The organism is Neisseria sp. (assembly GCF_030530745.1).
GTDB lineage: Bacteria > Pseudomonadota > Gammaproteobacteria > Burkholderiales > Neisseriaceae > Neisseria.
This window is the reverse complement of record NZ_JAUMUI010000003.1, coordinates 75,631-93,421: the sequence shown is the minus strand read 5'-3', so window position 1 is coordinate 93,421 and position 17,791 is coordinate 75,631. Positions and strand designations below refer to the sequence as shown.

Sequence of the window (17,791 nt, the reverse complement as noted above, 5' to 3'; positions counted from 1 at the left end):
AGACGGCCGTTGTTGTCAAAAACGGCAGGTCAGCCCAAAGCCTTGCGCGCGCCGGCGAAGAGGCGGTACCAGCCGGAAAGCTCGCTGCTTTTCCATTCGTCGGGGTGCCAGCTCATCTGTGCGGTGCGGTATAAGCGCTCGGGGTGGGGCATCATGATGGTGATGCGCCCGTCGGCGTTGGTAACGCCTGCGATGCCCTGCGGCGAACCGTTGGGGTTGAGCGGGTAGGTTTCGGTAACCGCACCCAAGCCGTCGATATATTGCAGGGCGGTGTTGAGGCCGTCTGAAACATTGCGGCTGCCCAAATGGGTAAAGTCGGCGCGGCCTTCACCGTGGCTGACAATCACGGGCAGGCTCGAACCTTGCATTTCGGCCAGAATCAGCGAGGGCGATTGGGGCACTTGCACCATGCTCAAACGCGCTTCGAACTGTTCGCTCGCATTGCGCCTGAATTTCGGCCAGCCTTGTGTGCCGGGAATGATTTCGGCGAGGTTGCTGACCATTTGGCAGCCGTTGCACACACCCAGCGTGAGGGTGTTCGGGTTGGCGAAAAAGGCGGCGAACTGATCGCGAAGGTCGGGGTGGAACAGAATCGATTTTGCCCAGCCTTCGCCCGCGCCCAGCACGTCGCCGTAGCTGAAACCGCCGCAGGCGGCCAACATTTGGAAGCCGGTGAGGTTAAAGCGGCCGGCCATCAGGTCGGACATATGCACGTCATAGGCATCGAATCCGGCGCGGGTGAAGGCGGCGGCCATTTCCACCTGCCCGTTTACGCCCTGTTCGCGCAACACGGCGATTTTGGGTTGGACGCCTGTGTTGATAAACGGCGCGGCGATGTCTTCTTTCAGGTCGAATTTCAGGTCGGCAAACAGCGCGCTGCGCCGGTTGTCGGCGAGCAGGGCGAATTCGCTGTCGGCGCATTCGGGGTTGTCGCGCAGTTTTTGAATGTGGTAGGAGGTTTTCTGCCAGGCGCGTTGGAGGTCGGCGAGGGGTTCGTCCAAAACGGTGAGGATTACGTCGTCCCGTGCGCCGCCGAAACGGTCTTGTTTGAGGTTTTCAAACGCGGTTTCGTTCACGGATACGGTAAAGCGTCCGTGCGGTGCGGTTTTACCGATCGGGGCGGGCAGGGGAATGCCTTTATCGGCAAACAGGTTGCGCACGGCGGGATAATCCTGTTCGCGGATTTGCAGCACTGCGCCCAGTTCTTCGTTAAACAGTACGCGCAAGAGTGCGCCGTTCAGGCCGTCTGAATGGTGCATGGCCGCCAATTGGGAAACATCGGCCTCAATGCCGCAACGCGCTGCAAACGCCATTTCCGCCAGTGTGGCAAACAGGCCGCCGTCGCTGCGGTCGTGATAGGCCAACAGTTTGTCTTCGGCCACCAGCTGCTGAATCACTTCGTAAAACGCTTTCAGACGGCCTGCTTCGATATCCGGCGCTTCGCCGCTTAAATCGTTATACACCTGGCTCAACGCCGATCCGCCCATGCGGGCGCGGCCGAAGCCCAAATCAACCGCCAGCAGCACGCTGTCGGGCACGTTTTTCAATTCGGGGGTAACGGTTTTGCGTACGTCCTGCACCGGTGCGAAGCCGGTGATAATCAGGCTGAGCGGCGAAACCACGGCTTTTTGTCCGCCGTTTTCCTGCCACACGGTTTTCATGGAAAGCGAATCTTTGCCCACCGGAATGCTGATGCCCAGTTCCTGACAGGTTTGGGAAACGGCTTCGACGGTGCGGTAGAGTTTTTCGTCTTCGCCGGCGGTGCCGCAGGCGGCCATCCAGTTGGCGGAGAGTTTGATGTTGCCCATGTCGCCGATGTTCACGGCGGCGAGGTTGGTGATGGCTTCGCCGATGGCCATCCGCCCCGAGGCGGGCGCGTCGAACAGGGCGAGCGCGGGTTTTTCGCCCATCGCCATCGCTTCGCCTTTGTGGGTGTTGAAGCCCATCAGGGTAACGGCGGCATCGGCCACGGGGGTTTGGTAACGGCCGATCATCTGGTCGCGGTGGGTCATGCCGCCGACACTGCGGTCGCCGATGGTGATCAAAAAGTTTTTGGCGGCCACGGCAGGCAGGCTCAATACGCGGTAGGCGGCTTCTTTCAAATTGATGCCGGATGCGTCGAATGCTTTTTCAGGCGGCCTTACGGTGTGGTCGCTGCGGGTGGTTTTGGGCGGTTTGCCGAGCAATACGTTGAGCGGCAGATCGACCGGATTGTTGCCGTAGAGATCGTCGTGCACCTGCAAATGCCCATCGTCGGTGGCGGTGCCGACCACGGCAAACGGGCAGCGTTCGCGCTCGCAGATTCGGCGGAACAAATCCAAATGTTCGGGCAGAATCGAGAGCACATAACGCTCCTGCGCTTCATTGCACCAAATCTGCATCGGGCTTAAGCCGTGTTCTTCCAAGGGCACGTCGCGCAGTTTGAACACCGCGCCGCGGCCGGCATCGTTCACCAGCTCGGGAAAGGCGTTGGAGAGGCCGCCCGCGCCCACGTCGTGAATGGCGATAATCGGGTTGGCTTCGCCGAGCTGCCAGCAGCGGTCGATCACTTCCTGCGCGCGCCGCTCGATTTCGGGGTTGCCGCGCTGCACGGAATTGAAGTCCAGATCGGCGGCATTGCTGCCGGTGTCCATCGAAGAAGCCGCGCCGCCCCCGAGCCCGATCAACATGCCCGGGCCGCCGAGCTGGATTAAGAGCGCGCCTTCGGGAATGCGGTCTTTATGGGTTTGTCGCGCCTGAATATTGCCCAGGCCGCCCGCAATCATAACCGGCTTGTGATAGCCGCGCACCGTGCCTTCGTGCGCCTGCTCAAAGGTGCGGAAATAGCCCAACAGGTTGGGGCGGCCGAATTCGTTGTTAAAAGCCGCACCGCCGACGGGGCCTTCGATCATGATGTCCAGAGGCGAGGCGATGTGGCCGGGTTTGCCGTAATCCTGCTCCCAAGGCTGCCTGAAACCGGGGATATTGAGGTTGGATACGGTAAAGCCGGTCAAACCCGCTTTCGGGCGCGCGCCTTTGCCGGTGGCGCCTTCGTCGCGGATTTCGCCGCCCGCACCGGTGGCCGCGCCCGCAAACGGGGCGATGGCGGTGGGGTGGTTGTGGGTTTCCACTTTCATGATGATGTGGGTGTCTTCTTCATGAAAACGGTAGCCTTGGTTTTCGGCGGCATCGGGGTAGAACCGCCCGATTTTCGCACCTTCGATAACGGAAGCATTGTCTTTATAGGCTACCACCGTGCCTTCGGGGTGGGCGTTGTGGGTGTCGCGGATCATGCCGAACAGCGATTTCGGCTGTTTTTCGCCGTTTAGGATAAAGTCGGCATTGAAGATTTTGTGGCGGCAGTGCTCGCTGTTTGCCTGTGCGAACATCATCAGCTCCACATCGCTGGGGTTGCGGTTTAGAATCCGATAATTTTCCAGCAGATAGTCGGTTTCGTCGGGCGAGAGCGCCAGGCCCAGCTCGCGGTTGGCTTTGAGCAGCGCGTCTTTGCCGCCGTCGAGAATGTCTACCGTTTCAAAAGTTTGCGCTTCGGGGTGGGCAAACAGCTTTTCGGCCGTCTGAAAATCAGGCAATACCGATTCGGTCATGCGGTCGTGCAGCAAGGCCGCCCACTGCTGTTTTTCGGCATCGTTCAGGCTGCCTGAAAGCCAAACCGCCATACCGCGCTCGATGCGTTCGATTTCAGACAAACCGCAGTTGTGCGCGATGTCGGTGGCTTTGGAAGCCCACGGCGAAATGGTGCCGATGCGCGGGGTGATCAAAAACAAATGCAGGCCGTTTGCAGCTTTGGGGGTGTATCCGATACGTTCGGCTGCCAGGAGGGCCTGCAGTTTTTCTGCGGATTCATCGTTTAGGGCGGATCCGCTGCTCACAAAATACCAGAATTCGCTGCTCAAACCCACTTCGGGCAGGCCGGCGGCACGGGCTTTCTGCAAAAGTTTTTCAACGCGGAAGTCAGACAGGGCGGGTGCGCCGCGCAGGGGTAAAACAACGGACATGACGTGGCTCTCGGATGGCGGTTGGAAAAACCGTAATTGTACGCGAAAGCGGGGTAGGCTGCTCGGGTATTTCGGTTTCAGACGGCCTCTTGAAAAGCTGAATGGGCCGATTGAAGAAGATCAGCCTTTATGCTAAAAACAGGCCGTCTGAAAGCCATTTGAAAACAAGCGAGCAAACCATGAAAAAAATAGAAGCCATTATCAAGCCGTTCAAACTCGACGACGTGCGCGAAGCCCTTACCGAAATCGGCATCACCGGCATGACCGTTACCGAAGTGAAAGGTTTCGGCCGCCAGAAAGGCCACACCGAAATCTACCGTGGTGCCGAATATGCCGTGGATTTTCTGCCCAAAGTGAAGCTGGAGCTGGTGCTGGCCGATACCGATGTGGAGCGTGCGGTGGAAACCATCATTGAAACCGCGCGCTCGGGCAAAATCGGCGACGGCAAAATTTTCGTGCTGCCGGTGGAAGAGGCCGTGAGAATCCGCACGGGCGAGCGATCCGACGCGGCGGTTTGATTGAATTGATTGAAAGTTCGGGCCGTCTGAAAAGCTTAATGTTTTCAGACGGCCTTATTTATGGCGGGGTGAATGATTTCGATACAAAGCGGCAGGCCTGAGATAACAGCGGTTACAAACCGTTGTTCGGATGTTCCAAATCATAAATCTGCGCCACGGCGTCTACCAGATTCTGATTCTGCGATCCGGCCTTGTTTAAGGTGCGGGTGGGCGAGTGCAGCAGTTTGTTGGTGAGCTGTACCGACAAACGCTCCAACACTTCTTCGGGTGCAGTGCCTTTGGCGAGCTGTTTCATGGCGTTTTCAAGCACTTGGCGGCGGGCGCGCTCGCCTTCGTCGCGCAGTGCGCGGATAAGCGGCACGCTTTGGCGGCTGCGCTGCCATTCGACGAATTCGGCCACTTTCTGCTCCACCATGGCTTCGGCTTCGGCGGCGGCTTTTTGGCGCGCCTGCCGGCCGGTTTGGACGATGTTGGCGATGTCGTCGACCGTATAGAGGTAAATATCGTTCAAATCGTCCACTTCGGCTTCGATGTCGCGCGGCACGGCCAGATCAAGCATAAACACGGGCATATGGTGGCGCTGTTTGAGCGCGCGTTCCACCATGCCTTTGCCGACGATGGGCAGCTGGCTGGCGGTGGAAGACACTACGACATCGTATTCGTGCAGGATTTCGGGCAGTTCGGCAAGCAGGCGCGGTTCGGCGTCTACGCCCAGTTTTTCGCACAATTCCTGCGCGCGGGGCAGCGTTCGGTTGGCCACGGTGATCAGGCGCGGGGTTTTTGCGGCAAAATAGGTGGCCACCAGCTCGATCATTTCGCCGGCGCCGATAAACAGCACGTTCAAACCGCCCACCGACGGGAAAATCTGTTCGGCCATCTTAACCGATGCGGCGGCCATGGAAACCGAGTTTTCGCCCACCGCCGTGCCGGTGCGCACTTCTTTGGCAACGGCAAAGGTTTTCTGAAACAGGGCGTTGAGCCAGGTATCCACCATTTGCTGATCTTGCGCCACCCGCACGGCGTCTTTGATTTGGCCGAGAATCTGCGGCTCGCCCAGCACCATGGAATCCAAGCCGCAGGCCACGCGGAAGGCGTGGCGTATGGTGTCGCTGCAACCTAGGGTGTAGAGGTAGGGGCGGATTTCTTCGATATTGAGCCGGCGGTAGCCGGCCAGCCAGCGGACAATGTGTTCGGCATCACCCACGCAGTAAAGCTCGGTGCGGTTGCAGGTGGAAAGAATCACTGCTTCTTTCACGGCTGCTTCGGCGGCCAGCGCACGCAGGGCATCGGGCAGGCCGTCGGCAGTAAAGGCCAGCTTTTCGCGTATGCTCAGGGGGGCGGTTTGGTGGTTGAGGCCGACGGCGGTGAGTTGCATTGTGATCGAGGGAAAGGGAATGGCAGCGCAATATTATAGCCGAAGTTGCGATTGAAAAAAATGTTGGTGCGATAGCGGAATTTGATGGCTGCGGGCGGCTGAGAAGCCGTCTGAAAGGTTGCGGCGGGGTGTAAAGCGGGAGGTTTTTTCAGACGGCCTGCCCGTAACTTCCACAGGCTTCAATAGCGGCGGTAGCGCGGATAGGCGGGCATCACCGGCTGGGCTTCCTGATAAATCACCGTGCTGCCGGGCGGGGCGTTGATGGTGATGTTTTTGTTGACGGTGGTTTGGCTGTGCAGCGGCAAATCCACCGCCGCCGCGCGCCCGTACGGGGTTTCGGCGTAGAAGCAGCCGCCAAGGGGCAGCGCGAGCAGGATAAATAATGTTTTTTTCATGAAAAATATCCTTTCAGACGGCCTGATGGCGGATTTCCCAGCATTGGTGGATTTTTTTGTTGCGGAAGTCTTCGGGAACGGATTGTTTGGAAATGTCTTTCACGCGGTAGCGTTCCGTTATGCCGCCGCTCAGCTCGAAGCTGCGCAGGTTGTTTGAAAAATACATCAGGCCGTCTGAAGCGAGCAGCCGCATGGCGCCGTCTATCAGTTTGGGGTGGTCGCGCAGGATGTCAAGGATACCGGGCATTTTTTTGCTGTTGGAAAAACTGGGCGGATCCATCACAATCAAATCGAATGTTTTGCCTTCCGCCTGCGCGGTTTGCAGGTATTGGAACACATCGGCGCGCACGATACGGTGCTGTTCGGTGTTGATGCCGTTAAGCTCGAAATTGCGCTTCGCCCAATCGAGATAGGTGTTCGACAAATCCACGGTTTCGCTGGCGGCCGCGCCGCCGGTGGCGGCGTAAACACTGAAGCTGCCGGTGTAGGCAAACAGGTTGAGAAAGCGTTTGCCTCCGGCGGTTTCGCCCACTTTTTTGCGGGTGTTGCGGTGGTCGAGAAACAGGCCGGTGTCGAGATATTTATCGAGGTTCACCCAAAACCGCCGCCCGTTTTCGCTGATGATGAAATCGCCGCCTTCTCTGCCGGTTTTTTCGTATTGCTGCAAGCCTTTCTGGCGTTCGCGGCGTTTGAAATGGATCTGTGCGGGCGTAAAGCCGGTTACGAAGGCAACGGCTTCGAATACCCCGGAGAGCCATGCTTCATATGCTTCGGGCTGCATCAGCCAGCCGGTGTCGTATTCCTGCAAATGGATTTGGTCGCCGTAAATATCGATGGCAAACGGAAACTGCGGAATATCACGGTCATACATGCGCCACGCTTCGATGCCGTTGCGCCGCGCCCATTTCAGGTAGTGTTTGATGTTTTTGCCCAAACGGTTGGCAAAAGCGGTGATGTCGGTCATAAATTCAAGTGCTTTCAGACGGCCTTGCGGCGGCGAACGGGTGTATTTTACCGTAAAGCGAGCGTGCGGACCGTGTGAAATCGTGTGCGGCTTTGCTGGCTTTTAAAACGCTTTGTGTTAAAATTCATTTTTATTCTGTAAACAAACTTTAATAACGATAAGTTTAATGAAAAACGTCTTATGTTTTCTGGCACTGGCCGGGTTGTTTGCACACGCCCGTGCCGATACGCCGCCCGATCCTGCCGCCGCGCCGCCGCTGCCCCAACCCAAACCCGAGCTGGAATTGAACATCCGTGCCGCCGAACCGCCCGAACATGCGGAGGAACAAACCCCGCCGGATGCGGAAGGCAGCCGGAGCAGGGTGTTGGAGGTTGACGAAACGGTGCTGCTGGCCGACACGGAATTATTGTCGCGGGCGATGTATTCCGCCGTAGTCGGGATGAACGTGGCGGGTATCAAGATGTTGCTGCCGATTTATGAAAAATGGCCGCAACACGATAAAGAGCTGGCCATGTTCGGCCGCGCATTGGTATTGCAGAACGACGGGCGGGCGGCCGAGGCGGTGAAACTTTACCGCATTCTGATTGCGGCGCAGCCCGGTTCGCCCGTTATCCGCCTACAGCTTGCGCAGGCACTGTTTGAAGACCAGCAAAACGAAGCTGCCGCCGACCAGTTTGACCGCCTGAAAACCGAGCGGCTGCCCGAAGCGGTGGTGCAGCGTATCGAAGCCTACCGAGAAGCCTTGCGCAAACGCGACTCGTGGCAGCTTTATGCCGGGGTAAACTTTGCCCGCGAGCAAAATATCAACCAAGCCCCGAGGCAGCAGCGCTTGGGCACGCAGCTTGAAGGCGCGGAATGCGATCAATACCGCCAAAGAATCAACGAGCCGGACAACGACTGTTTTATAGGCTGGCGTTTCAACCCGCCCATCGATACAACCGGCCTTAGCTATCAGGCGGGAGCAGAGAAAAAACAGTCGCTGAAAAACGGCTTTTACGCCAAGGCCGGTGCGGATGTGTGGGGTAAGGCCTACCGTTCCTATTCGCGGTACAACGATGCCTCTGCGCGGCTGTCGGCAGGTTTGGGCCGTGCCGGCCAGCGCAACGATACGGGAGCAACCGTGTTTCACGAGCGCCGCTTCTACGGCAACGACGCTTACAGTTATACCAACGGTGTGCGCCTTTATTGGAACCGTTGGTGGCAGCCCAGGCTGCAAAGTTTGGCCGCATTGGAAACAGGCCGCCTGAACAACCTGAGGCGGCCGTATTCCGATACGCAGCACCGTTTGGCCAGCGCTTCGCTGGTGTTCCACCGCAATGCGCGGCAATACTGGCTGGTGGGGCAGGATTTTTACCAAGAGCGCAACCGCGATGACCGTTCCGACAATTTCAACCGTTTCGGCCTGCGGGCCGCATGGGGGCAGGAATGGAAGGGCGGCTTCTCAAGCCGTGTGCAGGCGGGGGCGGCCAAGCGCGTTTATTACACGCCCAGCCTGTTCAGCGATAATGAAAACCGCCGCGATAAAGAATGGAACGCTTCGGTGAGCCTGTGGCACCGCGCCGTCCACTTCGGCGGCATCACCCCGCGCCTCACGTTCGGCCACAACGGCACATCGAGCAACGATGTGTATTACGGGTACCGCAAAAACCGTATGTTTATCGAAATGGGTAAAACGTTTTAGCAGAACCGCATTTGAAATCTGCGTCCGGTTGGGGATTTTATCAAGTTTCCTTTTCGGTTGAGACCCCGCCATTTATGGCGGTAGAATTTGGGTTTATCGGGTAGGGGTGTAACCCCTTCCCAATCAGGGCAACACGTAGGGCGGCGCTTTATGTGTCGTCCTGTGTGTTGAAACATTCAAAGCTTAAATGGTGGGTTAGCTTAAATTTTTGCTACGGTGATGCTGCACCTTGACCTAAAGAGAACGTTTTATAAACCGCAGCAGAAACAGAAGCTGTCTCTTGCTGTTTGTATTGTTTTCGGCCGGCTGCCTTGTATTGAAAAATGCGAATCCAAAAGAATATGGCCTGAAGAAATCAATTTAGTCTTATAGCCTGCTGTTACGGCCTGCTGTATATTGTAGGAAATTCTAGCGTTGTTTACACTTTCCGTTTTTTGTATGCAGACCCATTTTGGGATTTTTGAGGGTTGTCAAGAATGCCGAAAGGCACGGCGAAGCCGCATCGTTCTTGAGAATGCTCAAAAATCACGAAACCATCATTCCAGCAAAAAACAAAAGTCGTTTGGCATAAAAAGTGTAAACAACCCGACCTTTTCCCACAGTTTTTTTTTAATCATGTTTGCATTTTTTACTCTGTTTATGAAGTTTGGCCGAAAACAAAGTAAACAGGGTGGAAACGGCAATAGTTGCAAGCAGTGATAAAAACGGAACGGCAAAGCGGCCCATAGCCGTAACAGGTTCGATTCCTGCAAACAGACGGTAAAATGCCGGCATGATAAATACCATGCCGATAAAAATAAAAAAAACGACATACATATTTTGTGCAAACGAATCGGAGGGGGCTAAAATTTTCCATAAAAAATTCATCTGAAATAACCCTGTCTCTGTTATTGATAATCAGCTTCCGCTTTAGCAGAAGCTGATTTGTTTTTTTATTTGGCTCTTGCGGCAGTGCCTGCTATTGCTCCGTTAGCGGCGGCACCTACTGTTGCAACTGCAACCGGATTCATTAAAGCACCAGCCATTGCGCCCCCACTTACGGATCCCGCAAAGTGAGTCCAATTCCATTTGCCGTTACTTGCATAATTATAAGTAGCATAGGAAATACCGCCTCCTAATGCTCCTAAGGCAGCGCCTCCTGCGTTTAAGGCAAATCCTCCTGACACATGGTTCAATTCACTGTGTTTCAAGGTATGCATAATTATTCCTTTAATATGAAATCATCAATAACATAAATCCCGTTCTATGGAGATTCACTGTTACGATTATCAAAATAAAAAAAAGTTTCATTTTGAAGTTGGTTTTTTGGTGTAAAGGACAAAATGGGTGCTAAAAATCCTTGCCATGATTGATGCTTTAGGCAATTTGTCGGATTTCGAACTGCTTTCCGGACAGCGAAACGGTATCTGTGGTATGAAAGCCCTGCTTGAAGGTGGTGGGAGGCACTGTTTACGGACAAAGCTTTTGACGCAGGCCGGCTTGCCGGAGAACTTGGATAGCTGGGGTTGCAAAGCAGTGATTCCGCTGTGTGGCAGCCGTAAATGTTTTCGGCATTTTTGATAGGTAATTTATAATGAATACAACCATTTTAAAAATGCTGCTGGATTTCATCTGTTATTATGTAGTTTAATTGAAAAATGAATAATCATATCGGTTAAATTTGATTTGTAAATACCTATAAAATAATCGTTATTTATGCTAAAAAGATATCGAATTTATTGCGGTTGTATAAAGTTTTCTAAAATTACTTTGTTCGGGATTACCAAATCAAAATGCCGTCTGAAACAGTAAATTGTTTCAGACGGCATTTTTACTGCAGTACTGATTTGGTGTGAATCCGATTTATCCGTATGTTCGGACAATCAAACCAAAATCAGGCAATCTGCGTTTGGTGTTCGTTGCCCGAGCGTTCGCGAATCGAACCCAAACGGTAAACGGTTTCGCCTTGTCCGGCCAAGAAGGCTTGCACCGCATCGGCATCTTCGGCGGCGGTAATCACCACCATGCCGATGCCGCAGTTGAAGGTGCGGTACATTTCCTGCGTTTCCACATTGCCGGCCTGTTGCAGCCATTGGAACAGTTTTGGCATCTGCCATGCGCCCGCATCGATTTGGGCGACGGTGTTTTCGGGCAACACGCGAGGCAGGTTTTCGGTGATACCGCCGCCGGTGATGTGCGCCATGCCTTTGATGGTGAATTTTTGCAGTGCGGCCAAAACCGGTTTCACATACAGGCGGGTGGGGGCGATAACGGCTTGGCGCAGGGTTTGGCCGTTGTCGAACGGGGCATCCAAATCGGGTTGGCAGCGCTCGATGATTTTGCGGATTAACGAATAGCCGTTGGAGTGTGCGCCGTTGGAAGCCAAGCCCAATACCGCGTCGCCCGGCGCGATGCTGCGGCCGGTGATTATCCGATCTTTTTCCACCACACCCACGGCGAAGCCGGCCAAATCGTATTCGCCTTCGGGATACATGCCGGGCATTTCGGCGGTTTCACCACCGATTAGGGCACAGCCCGATTCTTCGCAGCCTTGCGCGATGCCTTTGACCACATCGGTGGCGCGTGCCACGTCGAGTTTGCCGCAGGCGAAATAGTCGAGGAAAAACAGCGGCTCGGCGCCCTGCACCAGAATATCGTTCACGCTCATGGCTACGAGGTCGATGCCGACGGTGTCGTGTTTGTCCCAATCAAAGGCCAGTTTCAGTTTGGTGCCCACGCCGTCGGTGCCCGAAACCAAAACGGGGTTGCGGTATTTTTTGCTGATTTCCACCAGCGCGCCGAAGCCGCCCAAGCCGCCCAACACTTCGGGGCGCATGGTGCGTTTGGCAAAGGGTTTGATGTTTTCGACCAATTGGTCGCCTGCATCGATATCGACGCCTGCGTCGCGGTAGCTTAGGGAAGGGATGTTCATCGCGGGGCTTTCTTTCTAAGGTAAAAATTAGGTTATTTTACCTGATTATTATGCGGTGTTGTTGCGGCCGTCCGAAAGCTTCCGGCGCATGCCGGAAATGCAGGTGAGGGCTTGGGGCTGCCGATGCCTGCCTGTAATTTCAGACGGCTTTTAAAGCCAAATATGATATGCTTGAGGCCGTCTGAAACCTGCAAACAAACTGTTTATTTGATTTTATGTATCGCAAAAAACCTCGCGGCGCACGGCCGTGGATAATCATGGCGGCGGTATTGGCCGCTTTTATATGGCTGGTTTATGCATTGGGCAATATCCTTACGCCGTTTGTGGTGGCAGCTGTGCTGGCCTATATCCTCAACCCGCTGGTGGAAAAGCTGCGCGCCAAAGGTATGGGGCGCGCACCGGCGGCGATGGTGGTGATGGTTTTTTCTCTGGCCGTAATTTTCGCGCTGGTGCTGATTATTGTGCCGATGCTGATTAACCAGTTTAACAATCTGGTGGAGCGCCTGCCGCAAATTGTGGGCTTTGTTCAAAACAGGTTCTTGCCGTGGGTGAGCCGTTTGGCGGGAGAGAGGGTGGAAGTCGACGTGCAGAGCATTACCGTGTGGCTGCAGTCGCACACGGGCGAATTGAGCAATACCCTGCGCAAGGCCGCACCCACTCTGATACGGCAGGGCGGCAATGTGGCGGCGGGGGTTTCCAACCTGTTGCTGCTGCCTTTTCTGCTGTATTACTTCCTGCTCGACTGGCAGCGTTGGGGCGACGGTGTGCGCAAGCTGGTGCCGCGCCGTTTTATCGGCAGCTATGTGCGTATCAGCGGCAATATGGATAAGGTGTTGGGCGAGTTTCTGCGCGGCCAGCTGATGGTGATGCTGATTATGGGTTTGGTTTACGGCATGGGGCTGATGCTGGTGGGGCTGGATTCGGGTTTTGCCATCGGCATGATTGCCGGCATTTTGGTATTTGTGCCTTATTTGGGCGCATTTACCGGCCTGCTGCTCGCTTCTGTTGCCGCGCTGTTGCAGTTCGGTTCGTGGCAGGGGCTGTTGATGGTGTGGGGGGTGTTTGCCGCCGGCCAGTTTTTAGAAAGTTTCTTTATCACACCGAAAATCGTCGGCGACCGTATCGGCCTGTCGCCTTTCTGGGTGATTTTCTCGCTGATGGCGTTCGGGCAGCTGATGGGTTTCGTGGGCATGCTCGTCGGCCTGCCGCTGGCGGCGGTAACGCTGGTGCTGCTGCGCGAAGGTGCAGACGTGTATTTCAAAAGCTGGTTTTATAACCATAAATAAAGCAGTGCTGTGCAAAGGCCGTCTGAAAAGCGTTTTTCAGACGGCCTTTGCGGATTGGTACGGTTTAATCCACCGCTTTATGCCTGTGTTTGTTGTGCAGCTTCCATTTTACCGCATAGCCCAGCACTACGGGTACGGCGGCGGTGATGATTTTAAAAGTCCAGCCGGCATACCAGGGTTTGCTGATAACGATGGCCGAAGATTCCGCACCGGGCACCAGAATATCGCGCACCGCCACCCAATCGAGGTACGGCCACCAGCAGGCTGTCAGCAGCCCCAGAAAAAACGGCCAGACCGTGCGGCTCAGGTTGCGCTGCCACAGCACGAAGCATACGGTTACGCAAATCAGCGTTAACGCTGAAATCAGCAGTTTGGTTTGTGCGGGAGCGCCGAAATAATTGGCAATCAGGTAGGAGAGTACCACCCATAAGGCCGCCAATACGGCCACAATCAGTTCTTCAGGGCGTTTAAACATCGCATTTCCTTTTTTTTAAAACTATCGGCCAAACCGGTTGGAAACAGCCGGTGCCTGCTTATGAAGCGGGTCAATATACCGCAAAACACAAGGCTTGGATACCATGCCTGTTTCAGACGGCCGAAGCCTTGGCAAAAACAGTGTCCGCGTTAAAATAGGGTTTTCTTCCCTTATCAAACAGACCGTATGGACACCAAAATCATCATCACCGGCCACAGCAGCGGCCTGGGTAAAGCACTGGCCGTGCATTATCTGCAGGCAGGCTGCCGTGTATTGGGCATTGCGCGGCGGCAGGCAGATTTCAGGCCGTCTGAAAACATCGTGCAGCACAGTATCGATTTGAGCGATACCGACGCTTTGACGGCATGGCTGCAAAGCGGTGAATTGGCACATTTTGTTTCAGACGGCAGGGAAATCGTTTTAATCAACAATGCCGCAACCGTTGTTCCCAATGCCGTGGCGGGACGGCAGCAGGCAGCCGAGGTTGCCGCCGCCGTTTCGCTGAACATTACCGCGCCCATGCTGCTGGCCAATTATCTGATAGCCTGCAAGCCCGAAGGATCGGTGCTGAAAATCGCCCATATCGGCAGCGGGGCAGGGCGCAACGCTTATCCTGGCTGGAGCGTGTACGGTGCCGCCAAAGCCGCGCTCGACCATCACGCCCGCTGCATCGCCGCCGAACAACATCCGTGCGTGAAAATCGCATCCATCGCCCCGGGCGTGATCGATACCGCCATGCAGGACGAAATCCGCCGGGTGCATGAAGCAGATTTTCCGATGGTGCGGCGTTTTCTTGATCTGAAAGCAGAGGGCGGACTGAGCAGCCCCGAAACCGCCGCCGCCGGAATTGCCGGAATGATTGCAAGCGGGTGTTTCGGCACAAACGTTATTGATGATGTGCGCCGCCTGCGTTAAGGTGCGGCATGAAATATTTTCGATAAGGCCGTCTGAAAACCCGGCCATAGAAAGCAACAGCAATGAGCAACGATTTCCAATCCGTTTTAAAAACATTGGGCAAACAGGCCAAACAGGCCGCCGAGGAGAAGGCACAAGCCGAAGAAGTGGTACGCAAACAGGCGGCGCAACAAGTGGATTTCGCCAAAGAAATGGCCGGTGTTACCCCGTTGAAAAACAGCAACCGCTATGTGCCGCCGCGCGACATGTCGCCCATCAGACCGCGCAAAATCCAGGCAGAGGCGTTGGCGGCCGAAGATTATTTTTATGTGGGCGACGGCGGAGCCGACGAGCCGCCCGCCACTTTCAGCAAAAACGGGCAGGGTAAAAACGACATCCGCCGTTTGCAGAGCGGCCACTGGCCGGTGGTGGCAGATGTGGATCTGCACGGCTACACGCAGGAAGAAGCGCAGCAGGTGTTGAACGAATTTATAGAGTTCACCAAAAAACGCGGTGTGTGCGGTGAGATTATCCACGGCAGCGGTTTGGGTTCTTCAGGCTACAAACCCGTGCTGAAAAATCTGGTGCGCCGCTGGCTGATGGCCCACCCTGATGTATTGGCTTATACCGAACCGCGCCCCGGCAATGACGGCGCAGTGAGGATTTTGTTGAAACGCAACCGTTTCTGCGGGCGGGAAGGTTAAACTTGTAGTGAAACAAAATTAAGAAGAAGCGAGGCTGAAGCCTTTGCTGCGCCTTGCACTGCATCCGCATCTGACTTTTTTGAAAGGTATCAGGCCGTCTGAAAACTTTATGTTTCAGACGGCCTGAATTTTGATTTAGGGTTTGTTGATCAGCCGTGGCGGCGTTGGAAGTCCTGCATAAAGCCGGCCAGCGCTTCCACGCCCTGTAGGGGCATGGCGTTGTAGATGCTGGCGCGCATACCGCCCACCGATTTGTAGCCCTGCAGCAGTTTCAGGCCGGCGGCATCGGCTTCCTGCACGAAGCGTTGGTCAAGATCGGGTCTTTGCGTGCCGAACACCACGTTCATTTTCGAGCGGGCGGAGGGGCGGATCTTGTTGATATAAAAACCGCCGCTGCCGTCGATGGCATCGTAGAGTTTGGCGGCTTTCAGCGCGTTCACCGTTTCTATTTGCGCCACGCCGCCTTGCGCCAGCAGCCAGCGGAACACCAGCCCGGCGATATAGATGGGATAAGTGGCGGGCGTGTTGTGCATACCCTGGCGGTTGATGTGGGCTTGGTAGTTCCATACGTCGGGCACGCGCGCCGAGCAGCGTTCGAGCAGGTCTTCGCGGATAATCACCACGGTTGCGCCCGAGGGGCCGATGTTTTTCTGCGCGCCGGCGTAAATCACGCCGAAATCGCGCACGTTGATGCGGCGCGACAAAATATCGCTCGACATATCGCAAACCAGCGGCGGCATATCTGCGTCCGGCCGGGGCAGTTCGCCGTATTGCAGGCCGTTTACGGTTTCGTTGCTCGCGAAGTGCACGAAAGCCGAGTGCCGGCCGGTATCCCAAGTGTTTGCGGGTGGCAGGTCGAGATAGTCGAGCGTTTTGCCGTCGGCCGCAAGATGGATTTCGGCATCGGAAAGCTTGCCCATCTGTTTGTGCGCCACCGACGACCAATTGCCCGTTACCACCGAATCCACCCGTTTGAATCCGTTGGCGAAGTTCATCACTACCATATTGAACTGCGAGCTGGCGCCGCCTTGCAGGAACAGGATTTTATAGTTGTTCGGAATATCCAGCAGTGTGCGCAAATCCTGCTCTGCGTGGTGGAGGATGCTCATAAACACATCGGAGCGGTGGCTCATGCTCATCACGGGAAAGCCGGTGCCGTTGTAATCGAGCATTTCGTTTTGTGCGGTATGCAGCACCGCATCGGGCAGCACGGCGGGGCCGGCTGAAAAATTATAAACGGGAGTGGGTAACATATTGATGTGCCTTGGAAAGAAAGCCTAATCGGTATGCGGGTACGGTGCGGCGCGGTTGCCGGCTGTTGAAAAAAAACCGTAATGCGTGCAGCTTGCTGCGCCCGCTTTCCGGCATACGGTTCCTCCGGCCGGAACGCCCGATTCTAGCCCGTGGCAGGGTGTTCCGCAAGGCGGGGAGGAGTTTTGAAAAGCGTTTTCAGACGGCCGAATAAAGCGATAGCCACAGATAATGCCCGGCGATGCCCAAAAACCAAGCCAGGCCGATGCGGTTGTTTTCTAAAAACGTGCGGAAACACACCCAGCGGTCGCGGGTGCGGATTTGGCGGTATTGCTGCACCTGCCAGTAAACCGTGAGCGGCAGTACGATCCAGAAAGGCCAGGTGGCGCCGATTTGCCGGCCCAGCACCGCCATCAGGGCGCTGAACCAGAAATGGCACAGCATAATGGCCCATACGTCGTTGTCGCCGAAGGTGATGGCCGAGGTTCGGATGCCGAGTTTGAGGTCGTCTTCTTTATCGGCCATGGCATAGATGGTGTCGTAGGCGAGCGTCCACAATACGTTGGCGGTAAACAGCAGCCAGGCCAGCGGCGGCACGGTTTCGGTTACGGCGGCAAACGCCATCGGTATACCGAACGAAAACGCCAGCCCCAGATAAAACTGCGGCAGTGGAAAAAAACGTTTGGTGAAAGGGTAGCTTACCGCCAGAAACAGCGCGGGCAGGCTCATCAGCCAAGTCAGGCGGTTGAGCGGCAGCAGGCACAGGGCGGCCGCCAGGCAGAGTATCAGCGCCAGCAGCACGGCCTCTTCGGCGGAAACCAAGCCGCGTGCGAAAGGCCGCGTTTTGGTGCGCTCTACCGCGCCGTCGATGCCGCGGTCGGCAAAATCGTTGACTACGCAGCCTGCGCTGCGCATCAGAAAGGTGCCGGCGGCAAAGGCCAGCAGAATGGTGAAGTCGGGTATGCCCTGCGAGGCAATCCACAACGCCCAAAAAGTGGGCCACAGCAGCAGCAGGGTGCCGATAGGTTTTTCGATACGCATCAGCCGGCTGTAAATCACCAGCCTGCCGACCGTATAGCGGGGCAGAAATTTCAGGAGCAACCGTTTAATGTTCATGTGTGATATTAACTTTAATTATAAATTTAGCCGATACGGATAAAGCCGCTTGTTTCCAAACGGCCTGAGACCTTTGCAAAACCGGCAGATGCGGATGCAGTTCAAGGCGTAGCAGCGCAGCGGGCGCAGACATAACGTGGAGTTAGGCAAGCGGACGGGCAGCACATAACGCAGAAATGCGCCGCAGGTGGCGGTTTTGCAAAGGTCTCAGCCTGTATCGTGG

General features: G+C 55.7%; 15 protein-coding genes and 1 pseudogene. 5 read left to right on the top strand and 11 right to left on the bottom strand.

Annotation, left to right across the window (positions count from 1 at the left end):
* Positions 1–29: 29 nt before the first annotated feature.
* Positions 30–3,998 (bottom strand): phosphoribosylformylglycinamidine synthase, encoded by a 3,969-nt coding sequence (purL, locus tag Q3970_RS02195; RefSeq protein WP_303098971.1) that lies wholly within the window; start codon positions 3,996–3,998, stop codon positions 30–32.
* A 179-nt stretch (positions 3,999–4,177) separates the two neighbouring features.
* Here purL and Q3970_RS02190 point away from each other — a divergent pair, with 179 nt between their 5' ends.
* Positions 4,178–4,516 carry a P-II family nitrogen regulator gene (locus tag Q3970_RS02190; RefSeq protein WP_303098970.1) on the top strand — a complete coding sequence of 113 codons (339 nt, stop codon included), beginning with the start codon at positions 4,178–4,180 and terminating at the stop codon, positions 4,514–4,516.
* Positions 4,517–4,628: 112 nt separating this feature from the next.
* Here the strand turns inward: Q3970_RS02190 and hemA are convergent, their stop codons facing one another.
* The 3 genes from hemA to Q3970_RS02175 all read right to left on the bottom strand — a co-directional run bounded on the left by hemA (position 4,629) and on the right by Q3970_RS02175 (position 7,250).
* Positions 4,629–5,891, bottom strand: a complete 1,263-nt coding sequence (gene hemA, locus Q3970_RS02185) for a glutamyl-tRNA reductase (RefSeq protein WP_303098969.1) — start codon at positions 5,889–5,891, stop codon at positions 4,629–4,631.
* Between the two features lie 179 nt (positions 5,892–6,070).
* Positions 6,071–6,286, bottom strand: coding sequence for a methionine-binding protein (locus Q3970_RS02180; protein WP_085366536.1), 216 nt, complete (start codon positions 6,284–6,286; stop codon positions 6,071–6,073).
* A gap of 13 nt (positions 6,287–6,299) precedes the next feature.
* A complete protein-coding gene (locus Q3970_RS02175) occupies positions 6,300–7,250 on the bottom strand; it encodes a class I SAM-dependent methyltransferase (protein WP_303098968.1) in 951 nt (316 codons plus the stop codon).
* Between the two features lie 166 nt (positions 7,251–7,416).
* On the opposite strand from Q3970_RS02175, the gene Q3970_RS02170 reads away from it, so the two are divergent.
* The gene (locus Q3970_RS02170; RefSeq protein ID WP_303098967.1) at positions 7,417–8,931 is read left to right on the top strand and encodes a surface lipoprotein assembly modifier; all 1,515 of its coding nucleotides are present in this window, start codon (positions 7,417–7,419) and stop codon (positions 8,929–8,931) included.
* Positions 8,932–9,540: 609 nt separating this feature from the next.
* Here the strand turns inward: Q3970_RS02170 and Q3970_RS02165 are convergent.
* The 3 genes from Q3970_RS02165 to purM form a co-directional block, all read right to left on the bottom strand.
* Entirely contained in the window at positions 9,541–9,798 is a 258-nt protein-coding gene (locus Q3970_RS02165) for a hypothetical protein (protein WP_303098966.1), read from the bottom strand.
* Between the two features lie 65 nt (positions 9,799–9,863).
* Positions 9,864–10,130: a hypothetical protein gene (locus Q3970_RS02160; protein ID WP_303098965.1), complete on the bottom strand. Its 267-nt coding sequence runs from the start codon at positions 10,128–10,130 to the stop codon at positions 9,864–9,866.
* A 674-nt stretch (positions 10,131–10,804) separates the two neighbouring features.
* Positions 10,805–11,842, bottom strand: coding sequence for a phosphoribosylformylglycinamidine cyclo-ligase (purM, locus tag Q3970_RS02155; protein ID WP_303098964.1), 1,038 nt, complete (start codon positions 11,840–11,842; stop codon positions 10,805–10,807).
* Between the two features lie 215 nt (positions 11,843–12,057).
* Here purM and Q3970_RS02150 point away from each other — a divergent pair, with 215 nt between their 5' ends.
* Complete coding sequence (locus Q3970_RS02150) at positions 12,058–13,128, top strand: AI-2E family transporter (protein ID WP_303098963.1); 1,071 nt, start codon at positions 12,058–12,060, stop codon at positions 13,126–13,128.
* Positions 13,129–13,192: 64 nt separating this feature from the next.
* Here the strand turns inward: Q3970_RS02150 and Q3970_RS02145 are convergent, their stop codons facing one another.
* Entirely contained in the window at positions 13,193–13,603 is a 411-nt protein-coding gene (locus tag Q3970_RS02145; RefSeq protein ID WP_303098962.1) for a hypothetical protein, read from the bottom strand.
* A gap of 186 nt (positions 13,604–13,789) precedes the next feature.
* Here Q3970_RS02145 and Q3970_RS02140 point away from each other — a divergent pair, with 186 nt between their 5' ends.
* Positions 13,790–14,518: an SDR family NAD(P)-dependent oxidoreductase gene (locus Q3970_RS02140; protein ID WP_303098961.1), complete on the top strand. Its 729-nt coding sequence runs from the start codon at positions 13,790–13,792 to the stop codon at positions 14,516–14,518.
* A gap of 62 nt (positions 14,519–14,580) precedes the next feature.
* A complete protein-coding gene (locus tag Q3970_RS02135; RefSeq protein WP_303098960.1) occupies positions 14,581–15,201 on the top strand; it encodes a Smr/MutS family protein in 621 nt (206 codons plus the stop codon).
* Positions 15,202–15,350: 149 nt separating this feature from the next.
* On the opposite strand, the gene serC is transcribed toward Q3970_RS02135, so the two are convergent.
* From serC to Q3970_RS02120, 3 genes and pseudogenes are all read right to left on the bottom strand, one after another.
* Complete coding sequence (gene serC, locus Q3970_RS02130; protein WP_303098959.1) at positions 15,351–16,454, bottom strand: phosphoserine transaminase; 1,104 nt, start codon at positions 16,452–16,454, stop codon at positions 15,351–15,353.
* 196 nt (positions 16,455–16,650) lie between these two features.
* Positions 16,651–17,568 (bottom strand): 4-hydroxybenzoate octaprenyltransferase, encoded by a 918-nt coding sequence (gene ubiA / locus Q3970_RS02125; protein ID WP_303098958.1) that lies wholly within the window; start codon positions 17,566–17,568, stop codon positions 16,651–16,653.
* Positions 17,558–17,770, bottom strand: a pseudogene (locus tag Q3970_RS02120) (lipoprotein signal peptidase). Before Q3970_RS02120 ends, ubiA begins: the two are co-directional and overlap by 11 nt.
* Between the last annotated feature and the right edge of the window lie 21 nt (positions 17,771–17,791).

Excerpts from the sequence above, each read along its gene's own strand:
- serC (WP_303098959.1), bottom strand. The coding sequence starts at position 16,454 with ATGTTACCCACTCCCGTTTATAATTTTTCAGCCGGCCCCGCCGTGCTG.
- Q3970_RS02150 (WP_303098963.1), top strand. The coding sequence starts at position 12,058 with ATGTATCGCAAAAAACCTCGCGGCGCACGGCCGTGGATAATCATGGCG.
- purM (WP_303098964.1), bottom strand. The coding sequence starts at position 11,842 with ATGAACATCCCTTCCCTAAGCTACCGCGACGCAGGCGTCGATATCGAT.
- purL (WP_303098971.1), bottom strand. The coding sequence starts at position 3,998 with ATGTCCGTTGTTTTACCCCTGCGCGGCGCACCCGCCCTGTCTGACTTC.
- hemA (WP_303098969.1), bottom strand. The coding sequence starts at position 5,891 with ATGCAACTCACCGCCGTCGGCCTCAACCACCAAACCGCCCCCCTGAGC.
- ubiA (WP_303098958.1), bottom strand. The coding sequence starts at position 17,568 with ATGAACATTAAACGGTTGCTCCTGAAATTTCTGCCCCGCTATACGGTC.
- Q3970_RS02175 (WP_303098968.1), bottom strand. The coding sequence starts at position 7,250 with ATGACCGACATCACCGCTTTTGCCAACCGTTTGGGCAAAAACATCAAA.
- Q3970_RS02135 (WP_303098960.1), top strand. The coding sequence starts at position 14,581 with ATGAGCAACGATTTCCAATCCGTTTTAAAAACATTGGGCAAACAGGCC.
- Q3970_RS02180 (WP_085366536.1), bottom strand. The coding sequence starts at position 6,286 with ATGAAAAAAACATTATTTATCCTGCTCGCGCTGCCCCTTGGCGGCTGC.
- Q3970_RS02165 (WP_303098966.1), bottom strand. The coding sequence starts at position 9,798 with ATGAATTTTTTATGGAAAATTTTAGCCCCCTCCGATTCGTTTGCACAA.
- Q3970_RS02160 (WP_303098965.1), bottom strand. The coding sequence starts at position 10,130 with ATGCATACCTTGAAACACAGTGAATTGAACCATGTGTCAGGAGGATTT.
- Q3970_RS02170 (WP_303098967.1), top strand. The coding sequence starts at position 7,417 with ATGAAAAACGTCTTATGTTTTCTGGCACTGGCCGGGTTGTTTGCACAC.
- Q3970_RS02190 (WP_303098970.1), top strand. The coding sequence starts at position 4,178 with ATGAAAAAAATAGAAGCCATTATCAAGCCGTTCAAACTCGACGACGTG.
- Q3970_RS02145 (WP_303098962.1), bottom strand. The coding sequence starts at position 13,603 with ATGTTTAAACGCCCTGAAGAACTGATTGTGGCCGTATTGGCGGCCTTA.
- Q3970_RS02140 (WP_303098961.1), top strand. The coding sequence starts at position 13,790 with ATGGACACCAAAATCATCATCACCGGCCACAGCAGCGGCCTGGGTAAA.